The sequence below is a fragment of the Bartonella birtlesii IBS 325 genome (genome assembly GCF_000273375.1).
Taxonomy (GTDB): Bacteria; Pseudomonadota; Alphaproteobacteria; order Rhizobiales; family Rhizobiaceae; genus Bartonella; species Bartonella birtlesii.
Window position 1 is genome coordinate 1216171 of record NZ_CM001557.1, and the last position, 23044, is coordinate 1239214.

Sequence of the window (23044 nt, forward strand, 5' to 3'; positions counted from 1 at the left end):
TGTTTCTTTATAAGGTTCTTAAAGTTTAAAAAATTTTAAGTTTTGAGTATTTTATCTGTTATTTTAACAGTGAGCAAATAACACGTTGAAAGTTATTGTTAAATTTCTCTCCTATTATAGCAGAGAAATTGGTATTTTTTTGCATTTTTCGATATAAACTAAGCAAAGTGATTCTTTTTTGAAAGTCTTGAAACTGTGACCGATCTTACTCCACACCCAGAACGTGATGTGCTGACCGGTATTGAACCAATCAGTATTATTGATGAAATGCAACGCTCTTATCTTGATTATGCGATGAGCGTAATTGTTTCGCGTGCTCTTCCAGATGTCCGCGATGGTCTTAAACCTGTTCATCGGCGTATTCTTCATGCTATGAATGAAATGGGGCTTTCTTTTAATAAGCCTTATCGTAAGTCTGCTGGGGTTGTTGGTGAAGTTATGGGAAAGTTTCATCCCCATGGAGATGCTTCAATCTATGATGCTTTGGTGCGTATGGCACAGGATTTTTCTTTACGAAATCCATTGATTGATGGTCAAGGAAATTTTGGTTCTGTTGATGGTGATCCACCAGCAGCAATGCGTTATACAGAATGTCGTTTAGAAAAAGTTTCGGAACAGCTATTGGCTGATATTGATAAAGAGACGGTTGATTTTCAGGATAATTATGATGGGCGTGAGCGTGAACCAGTTGTTTTACCAGCGCGTTTTCCTAATCTTTTGGTTAATGGATCAGGTGGTATCGCTGTAGGAATGGCAACCAATATTCCACCTCATAATCTTGGTGAAGTTGTTGATGGTTGTATCGCTTTGATTGATGATCCCAATATTACACTTGATAAGATTGTTGAAATCATTCCAGGGCCTGATTTTCCTACAGGTGGTATTATTCTTGGCCATTCCGGTGTCCGTTCGGCTTATGAAACTGGGCGTGGTTCAATTATTCTGCGTGCTAAAGTTGATATTGAAGAAATTCGCAATGGTCGGCAAGCGATTATTGTGAGTGAAATACCTTATCAAGTTAATAAAGCAACGATGATTGAGAAAATGGCCGAATTGGTGCGCGATAAACGTATCGAAGGAATCTCTGATTTGCGTGATGAGTCTGACCGTGATGGATATCGCGTCGTTATTGAGCTAAAAAAAGATGTGGTCGCGGAAGTTATTTTGAATCAATTGTATCGTTATACGCCACTACAAACTTCTTTTGGTTGTAATATGGTTGCATTGAATGGAGGGAAACCTGAACAGATGGCGTTGCTTGATATGCTTCGTGCGTTTGTTTCTTTCCGAGAAGAGGTTGTGAGTCGGCGAACAAAATATCTTTTACGTAAAGCGCGTGAGCGTGCCCATGTTTTAGTTGGTCTTGCTCTTGCTGTTGCTAATATTGATGAAATTATAGCACTTATTCGTCAAGCACCTGATCCACAGACAGCACGTGCGCAATTAATGGAGCGACGCTGGCCAGCTGTGGATGTAGCACCTTTAATTAAACTTATTGATGATCCGCGTCATATTATTCATGAGGATAATACTTATAATCTCTCTGAAGAGCAGGCACGTGCTATTTTGGAATTGCGCTTGCAAAGGTTGACAGCACTTGGGCGTGATGAAATTGCTGATGAATTGAATAAAATCGGAATGGATATTACCGATTATCTTGGTATTTTGGCATCACGTTTACGTATCATGAGTATTGTTAAGGATGAGCTAAAAGCTCTTCGTGAGGAGTTTGCAACGCCCAGGCGCACTGTATTTGGTTTTGGTAGCGCTGAGATGGAGAGCGAAGATTTGATTGCGCCAGAGGATATGGTGGTAACGGTAAGTCATAGTGGCTATATTAAGCGCGTACCTCTCAGTACATACCGTGCACAACGCCGTGGTGGTAAGGGACGTTCTGGTATGTCTACAAAAGATGAGGATTTTGTAACGCGTTTATTCGTGGCGAATACGCATACACCAGTTCTTTTCTTTTCGTCGCGTGGAATTGTCTATAAGGAAAAAGTTTGGCGTTTACCACTTGGTACGCCTCAATCGCGTGGGCGAGCTCTGATTAATCTTCTGCCCTTACAGCAAGGTGAGCGCATAACAACAATTATGCCCTTACCAGAGGATGAGTCAAGTTGGAGTGCATTGGATGTTATGTTCGCAACGACGCGTGGCACTGTGCGTCGTAATAAATTATCAGATTTTGTTCAGGTTAATCGTAATGGCAAAATTGCTATGAAACTTGATGAAGAAGGTGATGAAATTCTTTCTGTTGAAACTTGTACAGAACATGATGATGTTGTGCTAACGACTGCTAATGGACAATGTATTCGTTTTCCAGTTGTTGAGGTTCGTGTTTTTGTAGGGCGTAATTCAGTTGGGGTTCGTGGTATTAATTTGGCTGAGGGTGATAAAGTCATTTCGATGACGCTTTTAGAACATGTTGAAGCTACATCAATTGAACGTTCTGCTTATATTAAACGTATGATTAATGAACGGCGTGCTGATGGCACTGATACAGAGGATATTGTAAGTCTTTATGAAGAAGAAGCAGGAGTTGAGACAGAGTTGACAGAGGAGCGCTATGCAGAACTTCAGGCATGCGAACAGATGCTGTTAACCGTGAGTGAGTTTGGTTATGGAAAAAGGTCTTCCTCATATGAATTCCGCATTTCTGGACGTGGCGGAAAAGGAATTCGTGCAACAGATCCATCTAAAACCGCTGAAATTGGTAAATTAGTAGCGGCGTTTCCAGTAAAAACGCAAGATCAGATTATGTTAGTATCAGATGGAGGACAGCTTATTCGTGTGCCTGTTGATGGTATTCGTATAGTGGGTCGTTCAACTAAGGGGGTAACAATTTTCAATACAGCTAAAGGTGAAAAGGTCGTATCGGTTGAGCGTATTTCTGAATCTGAAGAGGATGATAATCAAGTAGATGATCAGGCGGGAAAACATTCTGATACAATTGATGTAAGAGAAGAAAAATAATTTTGAAGGGTGTGCAATGAAATGGTGAGAATTGCTCTTTATGCAGGTTCCTTCGATCCTTTTACCAATGGTCATCTTGATATTTTACAGCGCAGCTTCATTTTAGCTGATAAGGTTGTTGTCGCTATAGGGATACAGGCTAAAAAAAACCGCTTTTTAGTTTTGAAGAGCGTGTTGAGTTAATTACTCAGGTAGGGAAAGACTTATTAAGTGTAGGTCCAGATCGGTTACAGGTTATTTCATTTGATTCGCTTTTGATTAATAAGGCTCGTGAAATTGGTGCTTCGCTTCTTATTCGTGGTTTACGTGATAGCACTGATCTTGATTATGAAATGCAAGTGGCGGGCATGAACAGCCTCATGGCTCCTGATTTGCAAACTATTTTTTTGCCAGCAAGTGTTTCTGGACGCGTAATAACTTCTACATTAGTACGGCAGATTGCTTTTATGGAGGGAGATGTAACTCCTTTTGTACCTACAAATATTGCTAGAGCTTTGCGTTTAAAATTTCAGTCTTCAGGAGAGAATAATGATGTATCTTAGAGTTTTTGCTGTTTTGATATGTGTTTTTTGTTTTTTTCCATTGAGTGCTGTCGCGAATGATTCAAAGCCAACTGATAACTCTAATGTTCTTATTTTATCTCTCAAAAATGGTGATGTGGTTATTCGTCTTCGTCCTGATTTGGCACCAAAGCATGTTGCACAAATCAAAAGATTAACCAAGGAGGGTGCTTATAACAATGTTGTTTTTCATCGTGTTATTCCAGGTTTTATGGCACAGACTGGTGATGTCAAATTTGGAAAAAAGGACAGTGTAGATTTTGATCCTAAACATGTTGGGATGGGAGGCTCACATTATCCTAATATCCCAGCAGAATTTTCAGAACAGCCATTTAAGCGTGGTACTGTTGGGATGGCACGCTCACAAGATCCAAATTCGGCTAATTCTCAATTCTTCATTTGTTTTGATGATGCTACTTTTTTAAATAATCAATATACTGTTGTTGGAGAAGTCATAAAAGGAATGGATGTTGTTGATAAAATTAAAAAAGGCACCACAAGTAATAATGGATCTGTAACAAATCCTGATGTTATTCATGCTGCCACTTTGCAAGCTGATAGATAAATCAAAGGAGTTTAACCGTATGGCCGAAATTAAAAATTTAGAAAATACCTTAATCCTTGAAACAACGAAGGGTACAGTTGTTATTGAACTTTTGGCTGATTTAGCACCAGGTCATGTTGCACGTATTAAAGAGCTCGTGCGTGAGGGAGCTTATGACAACGTTATTTTTCATCGTGTTATTGATGGTTTTATGGCTCAAACTGGTGATGTACAATTTGGTAAAAAGGATGGTGAAAAGTTTAATTTATCGCGTGCAGGTATGGGGGGGGCAGAGAAGCCAAATTTAACAGCAGAGTTTTCAAATCTTTCTCATAAGCGTGGTACAGTTTCTATGGCGCGTAGTCAGCATCCAAATTCTGCTAATTCACAATTTTTCATTTGCTTTGCCGATGCTCCTTGGCTTGATCGTCAATATTCCATATGGGGGCAAGTTATTGAAGGTATGGAAAATATTGATCAAATTAAGCGCGGTGAGCCTGTTACAGATCCTGATACAATTATTAGAGCTGTTATTGCTGCGGATATAAAATAATTATATCAGTTAAAATTATTGTAAGATCACTAAGTGGAAATATTTTTCTTTCATTGTTGTTTGGGTGCAATGAAGAGTAGTGGTTATGGTTTTTATAAAACATTCAGTTTTTGTATATTTTCTGTATTAAATTTTGTAATTTTTATGTGTAATGAAATTATGGCACATTATTTGCTCCTTATTTATAAATATCATTTGTTGGCAAAAGAGAATGTTTAAAATTTAGCATTCACGTAGTACTTCTCGCTTGTAATTCCAATACTATGATCTGGTTTAATGATAAATTATGCAATCATAAATTAGGAATTCGTGCTTTTTATCGCTTTTTTATATTTAGCTGCATTGCTTTGAATTCACTATCTTTTTAATGTAAGGTAGAATTTAAGAAGCAATTATCGGGTACTCTATTTTGCATTGCAGACGTTTGTTTGGATACAAGGATGGTTGCGTTTTGTGTTTCTTGAAAATGACAAGAGAAGTTTCTTGTCTCTACATTTTTTAGAAGATTTTTGATGGGGTAAGGCATAAAAAATTATAGAGATATAAGAATATAATATTCCATTGATGTTTACTACAATGTGCTTCTTTCATTCTTATATTATTATCAAAATGCATTGAAATGTTGATGATGAAAATGTAGAGTTTTATTTATTCACAAAAAAGTAACAAAGCATTTGCTACCAGTTTGCATGTTTTTTGGAGGTTACTGGACAATTTTTGGCTGGTGATATTTATAGATATAGATGTAAATTTTTTATCTATGAAAGTAAAACTTATCTAAGACTGTATTTGGTATTTAAAGCTTTCCTTTATTCCATACAAAATTCGCTAAGTGTTATCATTATTGAAAGTATATAAAATAAGGTTATTTTTTTGTAAAATAGTCTCGCAATTCTTTAAATCTATGGTACGTAAATGTAGATATCTTGAGATGTTATATTGTCAGGTCATTTTTTAGAAATGAGCTTATTACGTTGATTTTGATCATCACTTGATAGCAAAATTTCTTTATTTTGTTTCATTTTTTTATGTTAGTGACAATAGTTTGGAATCAATCCACAAAATTTATCTTGCTCGTAAGAGAGGTGTAGCTTTTCTTTCTATAGCGATATGAATTTATAGAAGCAAAAAGACGAGAGTGATGATAAAAACATTTCATTATAGAAAAATTGCTCAAGATGGCTATGCGCGTCGTGGCGAAATTATAACAGGGCGTGGGTGTGTTCGTACACCGGCCTTTATGCCGGTTGGGACGGCAGGAACCGTTAAAGCTATGTATATGGATCAGATACGTTCTCTTGGAGCAGATATCATTTTGGGCAATACTTATCATTTAATGTTACGGCCAGGAGCCGAGCGTGTTGCGCGTTTAGGTGGCTTACATGAATTTTCACGCTGGTCTGGACCTATCTTAACAGATTCTGGTGGATTTCAGGTTATGTCGCTTGCTGGAATCCGTAAAATTACCGAAAAAAGTGTGTTGTTTCGCTCTTACATTAATGGAGCCTATTATGAAATGAGTCCAGAGCGTTCTATCGAAATTCAGGGGCTTCTTAATGCTGATATCCAAATGCAATTGGATCAATGTATTGCGTTACCAGCCAGTGAAAAAGAAATAGAAGCTGCCATGGAACGTTCATTACGTTGGGCAAAGCGTTGCAAAATAGCTTTTGGTAATCAGCCAGAAAAAGCACTTTTTGGTATTGTTCAAGGTGGCGATAATATAAAATTGCGTGAACGTTCTGCCCAAGCATTAAAAGAAATGGATTTGAAAGGTTATGCTATTGGAGGGCTTGCGGTTGGTGAACCACAGAATGTTATGACCACTGTTTTAGATGCAACTTGTCCGATTCTACCAGAGGATAAGCCACGTTATCTCATGGGCGTGGGAACACCTGATGATATTTTACAGAGTGTCGCGCGTGGTATTGATATGTTTGATTGTGTTATGCCAACTCGTGCGGGACGTCATGGTTTAGCTTTTACACGTTTTGGAAGAATTAATTTGCGTAATGCACGTTATGCAGAAGATCGTTATCCTCTTGATTCACAATCGCTTTGCCCAGCAGCAAATGATTATAGTTGCGCTTATTTGCATCATTTAATCAAATCCGATGAGTCTCTTGGTGGTATGTTATTGACTTGGAATAATCTTTTTTATTACCAACAACTTATGCAAGGGATTCGTGATGCTATTGAAGAGGGAAGATATGCTGATTTTTGTACTGAAACTCGTGCTCTATGGGCGCAAGGACGTTAAACACTAATTATCATACATAGTACTTATCTTTTTTGCTTCATTTTTTGTGCATTAAAGAGTTTTGCATAAATGATAAGATGAGATATTTTTCAAAAATATAAAACTACGTTACTGTAAAAAATCGATGCACAGCTTATATCAATAGACATTCTTCCTGTAATTACCAGACAAAACAGAAACTGTTACTCCGGTACGCGCTACCTGATCCGGAGGAAAACAGTTTGTTTCTGTTTCTAATGACTGTTTAGAGTAACAATGTTAATGAGGCGTTAGCGAATTCTTAAAGAAGTATGAAAATCGCATTTTCATAAGATATTTTTGTTTTTTTGTAAAAGATAAAATAAAAAACACACTGCTTCGAGGGAAAAGATTCAGGGAATTGAGACTGAATTAAAAGTTAAAAAATGTAAATGGTTAATATTTTAAATTTTTAGACTTATCTTGCTTGTAACAATATTTTTATGGTTAAAAACTTGTTTTGTTTACAAAATATTGTCCTTTCTTTATCGTTGAAAAGCAAATTTTATTTATAAATATATATCTCAATATGTCATAATAAGAAAACTAAAGCTATTGTGTCTTTCATTGTGAAGAATTTTTAAATGATATGTTGGAAATTTTAAAAGGTTGATATAAGAAGTTTTTTAGTTTTTTGTGCCACATATTACGGATAATTTATGATTGAAGTGTCACGATATAGAATTGATGACAATGAAAAAATCTCATAGAAAACCTCTTCTTGCATCAGAGATTGATTTTCGTACACGGTGTTTGGCAATTTTCGCTCTTGCAGTGGGAAGTTTTGCTATTGGTATTGCAGAGTTTGTTGCAATGGGGCTACAGCCGGAGATGGCGCGCAGCTCCTATGTTGATATCCCTACAGCTGGTCAATATGTTGCTGCTTATGCATTGGGTGTTGTGATTGGAGCGCCTCTTTTAGCTGTTGCAACTGCTCAATTTTCACGTAAATCTGTTTTGATAGGATTAATGTTTTTTTATGCATTGGCAAATATTGCCAGCTCACTTTTTTCTAACTTTAGTATATTGGTAGTGTTGCGCTTTCTTAGTGGTTTTCCTCATGGCATCTATTTTGGGCTTGCAACTATGGTTGCAGCTTCAATGGTGAAAATGCATGAACGTTCTAAAGCTGTTGGCTATGTTATGCTTGGTTTAACCATAGCAACGGTTTTGGGAGTACCAAGTGCAACTTGGATTGGTCAACTTATTGGTTGGCAGATTGCGTTTATCCTTGTAGGTACTATTTCTTTATTATGTTGTTTGTTTATTTGGAAGTTTTTGCCTTCAGGCTTGAATATTTCGAAAACAAGTCCTCTACGCGAACTTTGTACATTAAAGAAAAAACAAATGTGGTTTCTCTTATTGATGGTTTCGATTGGAGCCTCAGGATTATTTTCTATTTTCACTTATATTAAGTCAACATTAATGCATATTTCTGGGATTTCACTTGACTTGGTGCCATTTATTATGCCGTTAGTTGGATTGGGGATGGTGGTAGGAAATCTTATGGGCCCTAAACTTGCTGTTAAAATTGGTATTTCGCCGTTGATATTTTTTTCTATGCTTTGGAGTACATTTGTTTTTTTCTTTTTTCTTTTTATCCTATTCTCCGTTAACGGCAGTATTGGGATGTTTTCTTGTTGGTACTTCTTTTGCAGCTATGCCTTCTATTCAAACAAAAATCATGGATATTGCACTTCATGGCCAAATTCTGGCAGGGGCATTAATGCAATCTGCTTTTAATATTGCTAATGCTCTTGGCGCAGGAGCTGGAGCCTGGGTTTTAAAGTTGGGCTATAGTTATGAATATACCGCTGTTGTTGGAAGTGTTCTAGCCCTCTGTGGGGCACTGATTTTTTGCTTTTCATGGTATATGGAAAAGCATAATTGATATTTTTCTTTATTTATTGAGAGAAAATAATCTTTTTTGTTTATTTAGTGTTTTGATTGTCCCGTTGGATTTTTAGATATGCTATAGGAAACACGCAGAGCAAATGGAATACCGAAATAAAATAAAAGACCGATGAGTGCTGCAAGAAGAGTTTTTGCCGCTAAGATCATTCCTATTATTCCTCCAGGTTCAAAGAGACCAGCAAGATTGGTAATTGTTCCTGCAAATGCTGCGCTTAATGCGGCTGAAAATAGTTGTACAGAGGTAAGAGATTCGCTTGCACGGAGAGCGTCTTCATCGTTTGCGCATTGTAATATTCGTTTAAGCAAATGCGGCCATGCTATGCCAGCGCTAATCCCGATAGCAAATAATGAAAGGCAAATGATAAAGATATGTCCAGATGTAGAAATTTCTGTCGGAATGAGCCATAACAGAACGCTTATGCCCAAAAAACTTAATATAGGAGAATATATAATGAGTCTGCGAACTTTTTTTGTGGATACGCCAGCACTTAATAGAGAACCACATGTCCAACCCAGACTCATGAGTGATGCTATATAGCCAGCAATCAGTGGGGATTGTCCATGAAGTTTTTGAAGAAAAAGTGGAAAATAAAGCTCTATACTGTACACAACTATAGTCATAATAAGTATCAATGCGTAGACAGGAAAAAATTCAGAAGAGAAAGAAAAAGAGTTACGCGGTAACATAGGATGAGGCGTAGACGATTCGATTTTTGCTATAACAAAGAGAAGACTTAATCCCATTACTATTCCGCTGATCTTTGTAGCTGTCGTATCCATAGCCCCTCCAATAGAAATGATAAGAAGCGACAAACTAAGTATGAGAAGTTGTGCAAGAGGGAGTGGTGATGTTGGAACACAGTTTTTATTTTCTTTTGGTAAGACTTGAAAAGCTACAAGCAAAAAGATTATAGCTAATGCTCCAATACTCCAAAAAGATGCTCTCCATACTCCATAATATATGGAAATACCACCGATAGCTGGTCCTAACAGGGTTGATATTCCCCACATTCCAGAGATAGTACTTAATGCGTGAGACCATACTGATGGATGGAAAACGATACGTATCATAGAATAAGATAGAGAGAGTAAAGAACCGCTTCCAAACCCTTGCACAAAGCGTCCTATTAAAAATAATGGCATAGTTGAGGCGATGCTGCAGATAAAAGTCCCAATAGTAAAAATCAACCCAGAGATGATATAAGCCTTGCGAGGTCCTGTTTTTCCCAATATTTTTGTTGCAAGTGAAGTACCAAGGAGTGATGCTATAATAAAAACAGTTGCTACCCAAGAATAATAAAATTCACCGCTCATCTCACTCATAAGAGAGGGCAAAATGGTAATAACAATATAAACATTTGTGGCGTGCAACACAACACCGCCTGTAAATGTCAAAAAGCGAATACTATTCTTGCCCCATAAAAGCGCAGACCAGCCTTGTTTTCCCACTGTTTTTGCTATTCAGTAAAAAATTAACACTTCCTATTTATAAGGCAGTTGTTTAAATTTGCCAAGAGAAGATTCAAAGCTCTCCTTTCGTAGAGCTTTGGAATTTAAATGAAGCTAATGATTTAATGACTCATTGCTTTTTTGAGATTTTCATCAATTTTTTCAAGAAAACCTGTTGTGGAAAGCCATTTTTGTTTAGGTCCAATCAAGAGAGCAAGATCTTTGGTCATAAAACCTTCTTCAACGGTTTCAATACAAACTTTTTCCAATGTTATAGCAAAGTTTTTTAATTTCTCATTATCATCAAGTTTGGCGCGGTGTGCTAATCCACGTGTCCACGCAAAGATAGAAGCAATAGAATTTGTTGATGTTTCTTCATTCCTTTGATACTGGCGATAATGGCGTGTTACTGTACCGTGCGCAGCTTCTGCTTCAACAATTTTTCCGTTTGGTGTCATGAGAACAGAAGTCATGAGTCCAAGAGAACCAAAACCTTGAGCAACGATGTCAGACTGAACATCACCATCATAGTTTTTACATGCCCAAACATAGCCACCTGACCACTTAAGTGCAGAAGCAACCATATCATCAATAAGACGGTGCTCATAATATAATTTACGATTTTCAAATTCAGCTTTAAATTCTGCATCAAATATTTCTTGAAAGATATCTTTAAAACGACCATCATAAGTCTTCAGGATAGTGTTTTTTGTTGAAAGATAAACTGGTAAATTCCGCTGTAGTCCGTAATTAAAAGATGCTCTAGCAAAGTCACGAATAGATTCATCAAGGTTATACATGGCCATGGCAACCCCAGCACTTGGGGCATCAAAAACATCGTGTTCAATAATTTGATTATCATCACCGACAAATCTAATACTTAACTTTCCTTTGCTAGGAAATTTAAAATCGGTTGCCTTATATTGATCGCCGAAAGCATGGCGTCCGATGATAATTGGTTTTCTCCAGTTTGGAACAAGACGCGGAACGTTGTTGCAGATAATAGGTTCACGAAAAATGACTCCGCCTAAAATATTACGAATCGTACCATTGGGAGATTTCCACATTTTCTTTAAGTTGAACTCTTTAACGCGCGCTTCATCAGGTGTTATAGTCGCACATTTTATACCAACCCCATATTTTTTGATGGCATTGGCAGAATCAACAGTTACCTGGTCATTCGTTGCATCTCGATTTTCGATAGAAAGATCATAGTATTTGAGATCAATGTCGAGATAAGGGTAAATTAATTTGTCTTTAATATATTTCCAAATGATACGAGTCATTTCATCCCCATCGATTTCAACAACGGGGGTTTCCACTTTGATTTTTGCCATTAGAAGTCCTTTTTCATTTAAGTTATATTATTTTATAACACTTTTAATTTTATAACACTTTTAAGTTTGTGATGAAAAGTAAAAACAAGGGTGATAAAGAGCTATTCAAACATGATACTCATAAGATCCCTATGCATAGGAGATGAGTTTTATCGAGAAAATCACCTTTTAAATAGATATTTATTGTGAATATAGAAGTTATACATATTGAGTTTAAAGAATAATTTTATTCCATTATTTGATAATAATTTTACTTTATCTATAATTTTTTGTATTACTGTGTTAACTAAGTAAAATTATGAGTTTTCTATATTGTCTATTTCAATAAAAGATGTTCTAATTTGAAAAATCAAGAAAAAATCTCAAAATGTCTATTAGATTCAGATAAATATTTTTTTCAGAACAAAGAATTTTAAAGTCTTTACATCATTTATATAAAATCTTTACACAAATTTATATTGATTACTCAGAATGTGTTTTAGATATGTTTAGTAAGCATTTTACTAGTGCTTCTATCGTTCTGTAGAGACTAGCAAAAAATCTGTTTCTGTAGGATTATAGGAATAGAAGAAAAAGTTATGGAATTGTACACTTTAGATCAAAAGACAGCTGCAGCATAAAAAAAGCAAATACCGATATGAAATTTTTATAATCAAGCCTTCTTGCTTGTTGCAATATGAAAGCGTTTGCATATTTATTAAAATTTTATCTTAAGAGGAGATTTATCAGATTTCATAGAAAAATTAAAAATATTTTGCAAATTATGCACTTTGTAGAGATATGGAGCATAGTGCGCCCAAGGGACAAACAGAGGGTAAATAAAACATTTATGTATAATGTAAGGGATTTGATGGTTATTAATTTTATTAAGTTGTTTTGCCTCTATCTCTAATTTTTTGGGAGTTTTTTATCTCTTCAAGGGCAAGTTTTTTTACAATCTGCGCTCTTCGTATTAAAGAGATACCGTTTGATCTTCTGTTCAAGATAGATGAGGAGTTTACCTGTAAGCTTAATTCTATGAGTTCACACTCTTGTTTTTTGCTGCTCGTAAAGCGCGTGCAATAGTTGATTGCTTTATGATAACGGGGCGCTATATCTTTTTTTCTTACATTGAAATGTAATTCACTCGTGGTGTGAATCGCGTATTTATTGAAAGCTGTTTTGTGTTGTTAAAACGGCTTATGTAGTTTAGTAAATATTCATTTTTGGAGGTGATTATAGTTTTTTTACGAATTTCAAAATTTCCAGAAATATCTACATTATCGAAAACATATACTTGATCTTGAATATTAATATTCCCAAAAATATGAGCATTGCCATAAACAAAACCACAAACTTAAGTATTATGACAAACTCAACAGTTTCCATAATGACTCAAGTTATCTTCTTTTGCTATAAAGCCACTTAGATCACCTTTTTTAACATTTCTAAAGTTTCGTAATGCGCGAATGCGATAAAGTTAAGCAGCTTTTGTTGAGAGTTATTTTATCTCTCATTCTATTTCTACTGAAAAGGTTTCAACAGCTTGATTGATGTGTTCAATTTGTTTCTCATCACGCTAAACACGTTTGACTTTCATCTCAAGTGAAATAATGTTCCCATAAACTGTGGGTCATTAATAGGGGCACGTCCCTCATGCAAAACAGAACGCCATTGATTTGCTAATTCACGCGCTTTTTTTTAAGAGACATATCTTAAGGCACCTAAGTTCATTTCACGGCGTCGACCATGAATGGCATAACGATAAAGCCATTGAGTACCACTATCATTATATTTTCCAGCTCTCAATGTTACGACAGCCCTTGCATTAAAACGATTCATAAGAGCCATTTTTACTCCTTTTTTCTATAGTTTTTACTCACACGCCAGCCCCGCTTGTGATGTGCAAGCAAGTGATTTTAATTGATTCAACATACACAGATTTGAAATGAGAAAATCTTACTATATTCGGAGTTATGATTCAAGTTGAGAAGGACAACTTATCATTATAAATCAATGTGTTGCTTAGCTTAGAAATCACACCATTTTCGTCTTGTACAAGCCATTTGGAATTGCATCTGCACGTTAACATTTTAGTTTGATTTCGCTATTTATACAAAAGCATATATGGTTTACTGATCTCAAGTATTTGATTTCGATGAATCCATCCTCACCAATGAGATCATCAGGGCTTGTACAGCCATTTTCATTGTAGGATGAGGTTCAAAGCCGCATCTTGTGACATTGGTGTCATAAATGAATTTCATATTTTCCTGTAGGCAATATGGTATAGCTAGGGTCTTTAATATATTTGAGACGTATATAACAGAGATAAAAGCAACAAATTTTTCATCAGAGAAGTTATGGTTGATACATGTTTTGATGATTGTTGGTCGAAAATTTTTATAAAAAAATCATATTTATTTGCCATAGTGGCCGAGGGTAAATTTGTTATTCTTATTTCCTTTAATGCACGCTGCTTTGTCTTTTTAATTCTTGAGGTATTAGCTCTATGCTTTTAGTAGTAATTTTGCAGCCGATACGACTTTTTCTTTCCCCTCTATTGTTTGAATGATGTGGGTGTTGAAAACAACAAAGATATCCTTTTGGCTATACTTAAGCCATAACTGTGCTGTGTTTAATGAAATCAGCAATTGTTTTACTTCACACAAAAATAAAAAAATTGGTGGTAGTATAAGTTTTAAAAAAACTTAAAATATCTATATTAATAGCAAATATATAAATAAACCTATTATCGATTTGTTGATAAAGTTATAAAAAAATGAAAAAAGAAAATAGAAAATAGAAATAAAACTGTTCTCGTTGCTATATTAATATAGATTTTTATTCGTTGTGTTTTTTTAATAGGAATAGCAAATGGTATAAAAATAGTTATTAAAGTAAACCATGTAAATATACTGAAGTGATTTATTATTATAAATAAAAACTTTTTTAATAACAATGCCAAAAGCAAATAATTTTGGAAATTATTCTATATAAAATATCTATAATTTTATTATTAGTATTTATATTAAAAAATATCCATATAGCTTATAAAAATTTTTTTACTTATAGAATACTTTTTATTATTTGATTTTATTCTTTTAAATTTAAGTTGTGTATTCCAGATTTAATTGATTTAAAGCTTATATATAATAAATAATAGCTTCCCATGAATTTTACTAAAAAATAGCATTTTGTTGTTGAGAATGAGTTCTAAGACACTTAATATGGAAAATATCCCATGCACATATGTTGCTGTACACAGTCATAAAACGTTCGCAAACGTATTCTTTTTTCCCCAGTCTCGTTGCCTTATCGATGATAAGGGCCAGGTTCGGGCTAGGTGAAATAACTAAAAAAATGAAACGATACAAAAGGTAAGTGTTTGATGATTCATTTTACTTCTAACTTTGAAACTAATTTATCTTCGAGATATAATTCTATTTTATCAAACTTAGAAAGTTTTCCTACTCCCTGTGGAGTCCCTGTATATATAATATCATTACGTTTTAGCTGAATGTAGCTACTTAAGAATGATATTATTTTCCCAAAGCTAAAAATCATATCTCTCGTATTGCCAAATTGCCTCATTTCACCATTTAATTTTATCGCAAAAGTTATTGGATTATTTATTTTTTCCTTGTTTATAAAATCAGAGACGTATGCAGCCCCTTTAAATCCTTTAGACAAAAACCAAGGAAGCTTTTTTTCTTTTAATTTTGTTTGTAAATCTCTAGCGGTTAAATCAAGCCCCACTGTCACTGCATCGTAACATTCTTCAGCTTCTATCTCAGTGACCATAAAAGTATCCTTTGAGATTCTGAGTACAATTTCAGTTTCGAAATGTATTTCTTTAGAAAAATCAGGTAGATAAATTCGATTTCCTAACACGAGTGAACTGTTTGGCTTACTAAATATAATGGGTTCATCTTCGACAATATTGTTAAGTTCATATGCGTGTTCCACATAATTGCGTCCAACACAGTAAATATTATTAACCATAGGAAATCATTCCCTTTCTCTATTGATATGTGAATTTTCTGAAAATATGCATCATGTGGGTTAATAATTAACTTTGATAATAGCCAATTAACATTATCTTTCCAAGCTTTAATAAGAAAGTGGCTATTAAACAAGCAGGGTGAGTACTTGTGTGGGTGGCAACATATCCAGAAAAAAAACTGAAAAACACATAGAGCTTTCAGACACAGAAAAAGAAATGCTTCAGGAAATGATACGTACCTACCAAAGTGTGAAAATGATGTCTCGCTTTATGAAATGGATAGCGTTTTTTATCTTTTTGTTGATCCTTGATTTCGCACGCCTCATGGATGCGTTAGATAATATCTTCGCTCATTTAAAACAATGGTTCTCAAAGAACTGAACAACTGTCATAAAAGAAAAAAATGCGTAAAATTCTTTTTACTATGAATTGAAGATCCAATTATAAACGCAGTTCAGAATGGGAAGCAAGTCGTAAAAGCTCTAGTGTTTTGGCATCTGGCTTTCGATAGATCAAAACTAAATCGGGCTTTATGTGACAATCACGACAATTGCGCCACTGATCTGTTAGTGCATGATCTCTCCAATGTGCCTTTAGCGGTTGATTTTCCGCTAACGCTTTGATCACAAGCAGCAAATCCTCTTCTAGTGCATTAGCATATTTACCTGTGCTTTTACGTTTGAGATCACGCCGAAACGACTGAGTATAGACAATTTCCCGTTTTTAAAAGGAGCTAACCAAAACCTGAAAATTTCTGCTAGAATCACGTGAGAGCTTCTTTTTTAATAGGATTTTAGATGCTAACACCATTTGGTAAAACCTTACGAAAACTCCGTATTGATCATTCAGAACGTCTCTTAGATATGACTGAGAAACTAGATATATCTGGTAGCATTTTTATCTTCTGCAGAGATTGGTAAAAGATCTGTTCCTTTAGGACTGGAGGAAAAGATCATAGAGTTTTACGCTTTAGACCAAAAGATGGCATGTCTCTTAAGAAAAGAGGCTGATGTTTGCCTCAAGAGTTTTACAATAAAGCCTTCTAATCCGTTGAGTCGTGAAATTGTTGGCATGTTTGTTAGAAATTTACACAATCTTTCACAACAGGATTTAGCAGAATTTAAAAAATTATTAGAGAAAGTTAGCAAACAAGCACGCACTTTGTAGAAGCATGTTCGAGAATCCTATTCCCGAACCTTTATTTACGAATCCCGCACCTTAAAAAAACACACATAAAATCAATAAGTTACAACATGATAAAAGTGCTGTGGCGGAGGGGGTGGGATTCGAACCCACGGTACAGTTTCCTGCACGCCGGTTTTCAAGACCGGTGCCTTAAACCACTCGGCCACCCCTCCAAACTAACTATGCCTTTTTACAAAGTTCTTGCAAAAGGTCAATCGTTTAAATGAATTTCTAAACGTTTTTAATAAAATTTCTTGAATACCCAGTTGAGATAATTTTTTAAAATATAATTCTTTATTCTATACAATTTAGACTAAAGTATAGTTTTTTCCTAGAAAAGCTAAATGGATGCTTATTGTAAAATTTTTGTCATAATAATTTTTGATTTCTTAGTTATAAAATTGTTGGAGAAAATTGGTAAAAAAGATGCGCTTTAGGTATATGTGAGAATCTTATTCTTTCTTTAATTTAGGTGTCTCTCATTTTAAAAAATATATAAAATATCAGTAACTTAATAGGAATATAAAGCAATACGGTGCCCCCAGAGAGACTCGAACTCCCGACCCCCTGATTACAAATCAGGTGCTCTACCAACTGAGCTATAAGGGCACAACCACGCACCAAGTAGCACAAACTTACAAAAAGGAAAATAGAAAATTATTAGTTTTTATACATATTTTGAAAACTTTTATCATAAACGAAAAAATAATTACCTTCTTTAATTTATAATCGACACTGGACATTAAACTTCTTTGGCTGATTTCAAACATACAAGTCCTTTAGCTGTGGGTAATGGTAAATTTACAGCTTTCCAATCTTCTTTTGTGTAATAAGATGCTTCTTTAAAGTTTTTTTGATAGTCATCAAAAACCTCTCTTTCTTTATTTATTTGCATAGCAAAAATTAATATCGCTTCAGTACCAAAAAGTGCAAAAATAACAACTGTTGTGCCATCAGAAAAACATTCCAATGGCTTTCATACGATTTGAATATGTTACATTAATAAAAGCGTATTTTCACTCAAAGTAAACAACATCAGTGAAATCAAGTCCATGTTTATCAATATTTAATACTCTTTTAGGCTCAGTCTACACTATCATCAGTTGTAAATTTGTTTGGTTATGACGTGTTATTTCCCCATAAAGAATATCAAGCGCATGCTTAATAAAGTGATTTTAATTAGTTATCTAGGTGCTGATCCAGAAAGCAAAACTATGCTTTCTGGGGGTGAGGTGGTTAATTTTTGCATGGCAATATCCGAAAGCTATACAGATAAGGCAACAAATAAGAAGATAGACAAAACAGAATAGCATTCCTTTTTAAACAGAAAGCGATGTTGTGAAAAAAACAAAAAGAGGGATAAAGAACTCATCGATGTTTTTTAGGATTGTTCTGGTCTGCACAATATTGCTTTCATAAAAGGTTGTATCCAGTGCGGTGAAAGAGTCAATGGACAGTATCTTACTGGCATACGTTCAAAGAAGATACTCCTAGTCGTGGCACCAGTACCAGTTGATTTACCGCTCAATTCCCTTTTGTGAATATGCTATCATTTGTGCGTACCAAAAAGCGCCGAACCTTCCCTTTCCGAAATCCTCAAACTCTATTTTGCCTTAGCTTTTAAAAGAGGGGTGCTTGATGCAATAACCTTACGCGATAAGAGTTTCTAAACATAGTGGCGCAATTCACCAAGCAAGCAACGCTTTTCAACAACCTGATCGGGTGGGACAGACGTCGCGATTCTTTCTCCCTTAAGACAGTGCAAATGCAGGGCAGGATAGTTAATCTCAGATGTTAGAGCGTGAATATACCGCCCCAATACCTTTAGTTTACATCCAATAGATACTTCACATTGTTACTATATTCGCATTTGAATTCAACCATAACTAGCCCGATAAATCCTGATCGACGAATGAGAATCGCTGCAATCTCTTCAAGCTTTTGGTCGTTCTGTATTATTCTAGCTGTACTTGTACTTCTTAATATCGAGATTTTTCGTAGCCGCCTACGTTGGCTTATAGCATATACTTCGCCATCCAAAATTAATAGCCCAACTCCGACTCTAATCCCTAGACCATATGTTGCGCTATTAATTGCTGATTACTTAACGATTTCTCGATCTGTTGATATTTAAACTTTAGATCACCAACGTCGCGTACCTTGATTTTATTTCTACCTCTTTCACCAAAACGCGGTTTGATGATCACATCTTTTATGCAGAGCTTAGCAAATCTGCAACATCTTGGCACTTTTCCTACTAATATTGTTGCGGGATAACCAGCGGGAAACTCTTGCGAATCTTGATAAAGTTTCCATTTGTCATGTAATCTTAGTAGTGATTGAAGTGGCGGCGCTGCTGTTTTGTACGACGCTGCATTAAATCTCTGCAATACTGAGAGGTATTGTTTTTAAATATACGTATGAATTCGCAACACAATGAAGGTCTATTTTGTATTTCGTGAGAGCGTGCATTCATTTATAAAATAGAATAAACAAAATCGTAATATAATAACTCTTCCTATATATTTTAATACGTTTGTATAAATTCAATATTTTTTTTATATTCATATTTTTTGTTATATAAAAATAGTATTCTATGCAAACAAAAAATGTATAAGTTATTTAAATAAATAATGTATATTATAAAAAATTATTAATAGAATAGTTTAGAAAAATTTATAATAAATTTATAAATAATAATTTAATAAATATGTTATTTATTACAATAACAGAAAAAATATTAAAAATGTTTATACAATAACATATATTGCAATCGTTTTTTAGTGTTACATTATAATAAAAAACATTATCTTTTATCCATAAATTTTATAGATAAAAGAAGAATCATCCCATTTAATTTTTTATCTTCTTTAAATTATGATTAGTAGACAAAAATTTCTCTTTTAGCCTATAAATTAAAAAATAATGATTTCGTAAAAGCATTGTAAGCTTTATATTTCACTTTCAAATATCGCACATTTATCTTTAATTGTGCATATTATTTAATACCAATCATAACAATAGTGGGCATAAAAGTGAGCATAAACAATGACATTTAATTTCTTCATTAATTTATTTCTATTTGTTATTTTTTTGTTATGGCTTGTCCAAAGTAAGAGAATGAAATGGAGCCTCTCATTGCGTGTTATGCTAGGACTTATCCTTGGCTTGATTTTTGGAAGTATTTTACAAGTTATTTATGGAGAAGGTGAGGCCACTTTGTTGAAATCCGTTGAATGGTTTAACATTGTTGGTAATGGCTATATTTTATTACTACAAATGATTGTTATGCCATTGGTTTTTGTCTCTATAGTCTCAGCGGTTGCTCATTTGCATTCTATTTATGCTGTTGGTAAAATGAGTATAATGACAATTTCAATATTGCTTTTTACAACTGCTCTTTCAGCGTTGGTTGGTGTTTTGGTCGTTAATGTTTTTGAATTAACGGCAAATGGTTTGGTACATGAAGGACAAAATGTTTCTGTTGTTCTCGGGGATCGTATTTCTCAACTTGGTGATATGAGCGTCCCAAAAATGATTTTGTCTTTGATTCCTAAAAATCCCTTTGCTGAGTTAACCGGAGCCAAGCGTACATCAATCATCAGTGTTGTTATTTTTGCATCTTTTTTAGGAGCTGCAGTTCTTGTCTTAAAGAAAGATGATCCAGAAAAAGGCGAAAAAGCACTTTTATTTATTCAAGTGGCACAATCTTGGATTATGCGGTTAGTTCGTATTGTGATTGCTTTAACTCCTTATGGTATTTATGCACTTATGACAAAAGTAGGAGCAACCTCGCATGTTACAGATATTTTAAATTTATTGGTTTTTATCATCGCTTCCTATGTTGGAATTATCCTTATGTTTGTAATTCATGGCGTGTTGCTCGGTATATCAGGAATTAATCCCTTCCGTTTTTTCAAAAAGGTGTTGCCGGTTTTAACATTTGCTTTTAGCAGTCGTTCAAGTGCTGCAAGTATTCCTTTGAATATTGAAGCACAAACACAATGGATCGGTATACCACAATCTATTGCGAGTTTTGCAGCCTCTTTTGGAGCAACAATTGGACAAAATGGTTGTGCAGGCCTTTATCCAGCAATGCTTGCAGCTATGATAGCACCAACCGTAGGGATTAATTCTCTTGATCCTATGTGGATTGCTACTCTTGTTGGTGTTGTAACATTGAGTTCTATTGGTGTCGCTGGTGTCGGTGGTGGTGCTATTTTTGCGGCATTAATAGTATTACCCATTATGGGGCTTCCAGTTTCTTTGGTCGCTGTACTTATGTCTATTGAACCGCTCATTGATATGGGGCGTACAGCCTTAAATGTAAGTGATTCAATGTTAGCTGGAACCATAACCAGTCAGATATTACGAACAACCGATAAAAGTATTTTTGAAAAATAATTTTTATGAAACTATATTGTTTTCGACTGTAGAACCTTTATAAGGGATATTTGTGCTGATCCTGGTTGTATGGGTTTTTGCTGATTTGGGTGAGGAGCCCAACCAGAGAGCCAAATGAAAGAAAAATGTGCGCGAATACGGCCATCGGGATCGCTAAATCGTTGTGCGTAGATTTCAGCAGCACGAAGAAAAAATCGCTTAGATACAGGGCGTCGTGAGCGATTGATAAGCGCATTTTGCATGCCCATAGCTTTAAGATCGTGCATGAGATCAAACATTGTATTGTAGCGTATTGTGATATCTTCAATATCTGCTACAGGGAAAGCAAAACCAACACGTTGTAAAAGAATCCCTGCATCGCGAATATCGACAAAAGGATAGATCCTAGGGCTTGCCCCACCATAGATCTCAATTTCAGCTTGTAGGAGACATTCACGTAACTCTGTGAGTGTACCAGCTCCTGCCATAACAGCTAGAAATAAGCCATCTGGTTTAAGGATATTTTTTATTTGACTAAGAACGCCAGGGGTATCATTGGTCAACTGCAACGAGAGAAGTGAAACAATAAGATCACAATAATTTTGAGGAAAATCAAGAAATTCTCGAGAACGTAAATGAAATTTTTTATCATGACTTTGATAAAGCATATCAGTTTCAACACGTTCTATGGAATAAACTTTTCTAGATTTTAGGAGAGCTTGTGTAGCAAGATCTGTATGGCTGTGTAAATCCAGAGCTAATGTAAAGAGACGATCAACAGTATTGAGGCGCTTATAGAGATCTTCAGCCATGTGAGATAATAAAAAGTCATAACCTTCTTTTGCTTTTTTGAAAGCACGTTTACGGAATTGTTCAATGCGGTTGTGATCAAAAATGAAAAGATGCGACATATTATTAAAATCTCTCGATTTGTACTGCTTATATTTTAAGAAAGTTCATTTTTGCGTAAGCTCTGTCAAGTTTATGATGTAAAAAAAATAAATTTATAAGAAGTAAGAGTTTTTAAAGGAATTAAAGTTAGAGAATATAAAAGGATTTTTTGTACAGGAAAACTATAAAAGCCGGAATTCATGATGTTATCTTTACAAGAAGTGGCTTTAAATGGCGGGAATATATTAAATAAGTTCATTGAGCGCTTGCTAGCAATTTTATATCCGCCGATGTGTCCTGGATGTAAGCAAAGAGTTTCTGCCTGCGGTACGATTTGTTCTGAATGTTGGAAAGGCCTTCAATTTATTACAAAACCTTATTGTCCTGTTATGGGAACCCCTTTTGTTTGTGATATGGGAGATGGTTTTCTCAGTGGTGAAGCTCTTACAAATTCTTATCCTTTTTCACGTGTTCGCTCAGCTATTGTTCATAAAGGGGTGGCACAAACTCTCGTAACACGGTTGAAATATAGTGATCATATAGAATTGGCATCTTTTATGGCAAATTGGATGATATCGGCTGGACGCGAAATTATTGATGATTGTGATGTTATTATTTCCGTTCCTTTGCATTTTCGTCGTTTTTTGAAGAGGCGTTACAATCAATCTGCGGAACTTGCTCGTTATGTTGCAGAAGCGCAGAAAAAAATTTTTAAACCTGGTTGGCTTGTGCGTTGCCGACATACGCGTCCGCAGGTGAATTTATCTGCTAAGGAGCGAAAACTGAATGTCACAAATGCCTTTGAAGTACCATATAAAATTAAAAAATATCTAAAGGGACGTTCTATTTTATTAATCGATGATGTTTTCACAACTGGTGCGACAGTTACAGCAGCGGCTGCGACATTAAAACGTGCAGGGGCACGCCAAGTTGATGTATTAACATTTTCTCGTGTATTAAAAGAGGCTTCTACATTTCCTGTTTCGTGA

The 23044-nt window shown here is 35.0% G+C and carries 15 protein-coding genes, 2 tRNA genes and 5 pseudogenes; 12 read left to right on the forward strand and 10 right to left on the reverse strand.

Annotated elements, in window-relative coordinates; translation table 11 throughout:
* Positions 1-195: 195 nt before the first annotated feature.
* The 7 genes and pseudogenes from gyrA (at position 196) to QWU_RS10345 (ending at position 8802) form a co-directional block, all read left to right on the forward strand.
* Positions 196-2976 carry a DNA gyrase subunit A gene (gyrA, locus tag QWU_RS05900; RefSeq protein WP_006589429.1) on the forward strand — a complete coding sequence of 927 codons (2781 nt, stop codon included), beginning with the start codon at positions 196-198 and terminating at the stop codon, positions 2974-2976.
* A 24-nt stretch (positions 2977-3000) separates the two neighbouring features.
* Positions 3001-3518, forward strand: a pseudogene (gene coaD, locus QWU_RS09245) (pantetheine-phosphate adenylyltransferase).
* The gene (locus QWU_RS05910) at positions 3508-4101 is read left to right on the forward strand and encodes a peptidylprolyl isomerase (RefSeq protein WP_017196379.1); all 594 of its coding nucleotides are present in this window, start codon (positions 3508-3510) and stop codon (positions 4099-4101) included. The pseudogene coaD and the gene QWU_RS05910 overlap by 11 nt, the downstream one beginning before the upstream one ends.
* Positions 4102-4120: 19 nt before the next feature.
* Positions 4121-4633 carry a peptidylprolyl isomerase gene (locus QWU_RS05915; protein ID WP_006589432.1) on the forward strand — a complete coding sequence of 171 codons (513 nt, stop codon included), beginning with the start codon at positions 4121-4123 and terminating at the stop codon, positions 4631-4633.
* Between the two features lie 1141 nt (positions 4634-5774).
* Complete coding sequence (tgt, locus tag QWU_RS05925; protein WP_017196381.1) at positions 5775-6893, forward strand: tRNA guanosine(34) transglycosylase Tgt; 1119 nt, start codon at positions 5775-5777, stop codon at positions 6891-6893.
* 711 nt (positions 6894-7604) lie between these two features.
* On the forward strand, positions 7605-8654 hold the full coding sequence (locus tag QWU_RS09250; protein WP_240532144.1) for an MFS transporter: 1050 nt from the start codon (positions 7605-7607) through the stop codon (positions 8652-8654).
* On the forward strand, positions 8638-8802 hold the full coding sequence (locus QWU_RS10345; RefSeq protein ID WP_240532145.1) for a hypothetical protein: 165 nt from the start codon (positions 8638-8640) through the stop codon (positions 8800-8802). Before QWU_RS09250 ends, QWU_RS10345 begins: the two co-directional genes overlap by 17 nt.
* Positions 8803-8846: 44 nt before the next feature.
* Here the strand turns inward: QWU_RS10345 and QWU_RS05935 are convergent, their stop codons facing one another.
* The 5 genes and pseudogenes from QWU_RS05935 to QWU_RS05955 form a co-directional block, all read right to left on the reverse strand.
* The gene (locus QWU_RS05935; RefSeq protein WP_006589435.1) at positions 8847-10274 is read right to left on the reverse strand and encodes an MFS transporter; all 1428 of its coding nucleotides are present in this window, start codon (positions 10272-10274) and stop codon (positions 8847-8849) included.
* Positions 10275-10396: 122 nt separating this feature from the next.
* Complete coding sequence (locus QWU_RS05940; RefSeq protein ID WP_006589436.1) at positions 10397-11611, reverse strand: NADP-dependent isocitrate dehydrogenase; 1215 nt, start codon at positions 11609-11611, stop codon at positions 10397-10399.
* Between the two features lie 1611 nt (positions 11612-13222).
* Positions 13223-13441 (reverse strand): annotated as a pseudogene (locus QWU_RS10020) (Arm DNA-binding domain-containing protein); the annotation flags it as partial.
* 182 nt (positions 13442-13623) lie between these two features.
* Positions 13624-13851: pseudogene (locus tag QWU_RS10350) on the reverse strand (YqaJ viral recombinase family protein); the annotation flags it as partial.
* Between the two features lie 1135 nt (positions 13852-14986).
* Positions 14987-15595, reverse strand: coding sequence for a fumarylacetoacetate hydrolase family protein (locus QWU_RS05955; RefSeq protein WP_017196384.1), 609 nt, complete (start codon positions 15593-15595; stop codon positions 14987-14989).
* A 163-nt stretch (positions 15596-15758) separates the two neighbouring features.
* Between QWU_RS05955 and QWU_RS10355 the strand changes: the two genes are divergently transcribed.
* Positions 15759-15977 carry a membrane protein gene (locus QWU_RS10355; RefSeq protein WP_026017314.1) on the forward strand — a complete coding sequence of 73 codons (219 nt, stop codon included), beginning with the start codon at positions 15759-15761 and terminating at the stop codon, positions 15975-15977.
* A 60-nt stretch (positions 15978-16037) separates the two neighbouring features.
* On the opposite strand, the gene QWU_RS05965 is transcribed toward QWU_RS10355, so the two are convergent.
* The gene (locus tag QWU_RS05965; RefSeq protein WP_026017315.1) at positions 16038-16310 is read right to left on the reverse strand and encodes a type II toxin-antitoxin system YafQ family toxin; all 273 of its coding nucleotides are present in this window, start codon (positions 16308-16310) and stop codon (positions 16038-16040) included.
* Between the two features lie 83 nt (positions 16311-16393).
* On the opposite strand from QWU_RS05965, the pseudogene QWU_RS09780 reads away from it, so the two are divergent.
* Positions 16394-16763, forward strand: a pseudogene (locus QWU_RS09780) (XRE family transcriptional regulator).
* Positions 16764-16864: 101 nt separating this feature from the next.
* Here the strand turns inward: QWU_RS09780 and QWU_RS05975 are convergent.
* From QWU_RS05975 to QWU_RS10360, 3 genes are all read right to left on the reverse strand, one after another.
* Positions 16865-16954, reverse strand: a tRNA-Ser gene (locus QWU_RS05975).
* 363 nt (positions 16955-17317) lie between these two features.
* Positions 17318-17390 (reverse strand) — tRNA-Thr (locus tag QWU_RS05985).
* A 133-nt stretch (positions 17391-17523) separates the two neighbouring features.
* Positions 17524-17751: a hypothetical protein gene (locus QWU_RS10360; RefSeq protein WP_017196389.1), complete on the reverse strand. Its 228-nt coding sequence runs from the start codon at positions 17749-17751 to the stop codon at positions 17524-17526.
* 187 nt (positions 17752-17938) lie between these two features.
* Here QWU_RS10360 and QWU_RS09255 point away from each other — a divergent pair.
* Positions 17939-18088 (forward strand): annotated as a pseudogene (locus tag QWU_RS09255) (single-stranded DNA-binding protein); the annotation flags it as partial.
* A gap of 1741 nt (positions 18089-19829) precedes the next feature.
* On the forward strand, positions 19830-21185 hold the full coding sequence (locus QWU_RS06005; RefSeq protein WP_006589444.1) for an L-cystine transporter: 1356 nt from the start codon (positions 19830-19832) through the stop codon (positions 21183-21185).
* Positions 21186-21196: 11 nt separating this feature from the next.
* On the opposite strand, the gene QWU_RS06010 is transcribed toward QWU_RS06005, so the two are convergent.
* Positions 21197-22075, reverse strand: coding sequence for a methyltransferase domain-containing protein (locus tag QWU_RS06010; protein WP_006589445.1), 879 nt, complete (start codon positions 22073-22075; stop codon positions 21197-21199).
* Positions 22076-22258: 183 nt separating this feature from the next.
* Between QWU_RS06010 and QWU_RS06015 the strand changes: the two genes are divergently transcribed.
* On the forward strand, positions 22259-23044 hold the full coding sequence (locus tag QWU_RS06015) for a ComF family protein (protein ID WP_006589446.1): 786 nt from the start codon (positions 22259-22261) through the stop codon (positions 23042-23044).

Excerpts from the sequence above, each read along its gene's own strand:
- QWU_RS05910 (WP_017196379.1), top strand. The coding sequence starts at position 3,508 with ATGTATCTTAGAGTTTTTGCTGTTTTGATATGTGTTTTTTGTTTTTTT.
- QWU_RS05915 (WP_006589432.1), top strand. The coding sequence starts at position 4,121 with ATGGCCGAAATTAAAAATTTAGAAAATACCTTAATCCTTGAAACAACG.
- tgt (WP_017196381.1), top strand. The coding sequence starts at position 5,775 with ATGATAAAAACATTTCATTATAGAAAAATTGCTCAAGATGGCTATGCG.
- QWU_RS09250 (WP_240532144.1), top strand. The coding sequence starts at position 7,605 with ATGAAAAAATCTCATAGAAAACCTCTTCTTGCATCAGAGATTGATTTT.
- QWU_RS10345 (WP_240532145.1), top strand. The coding sequence starts at position 8,638 with ATGCAATCTGCTTTTAATATTGCTAATGCTCTTGGCGCAGGAGCTGGA.
- QWU_RS05940 (WP_006589436.1), bottom strand. The coding sequence starts at position 11,611 with ATGGCAAAAATCAAAGTGGAAACCCCCGTTGTTGAAATCGATGGGGAT.
- QWU_RS05955 (WP_017196384.1), bottom strand. The coding sequence starts at position 15,595 with ATGGTTAATAATATTTACTGTGTTGGACGCAATTATGTGGAACACGCA.
- QWU_RS06005 (WP_006589444.1), top strand. The coding sequence starts at position 19,830 with ATGACATTTAATTTCTTCATTAATTTATTTCTATTTGTTATTTTTTTG.
- QWU_RS06010 (WP_006589445.1), bottom strand. The coding sequence starts at position 22,075 with ATGTCGCATCTTTTCATTTTTGATCACAACCGCATTGAACAATTCCGT.
- QWU_RS06015 (WP_006589446.1), top strand. The coding sequence starts at position 22,259 with ATGTTATCTTTACAAGAAGTGGCTTTAAATGGCGGGAATATATTAAAT.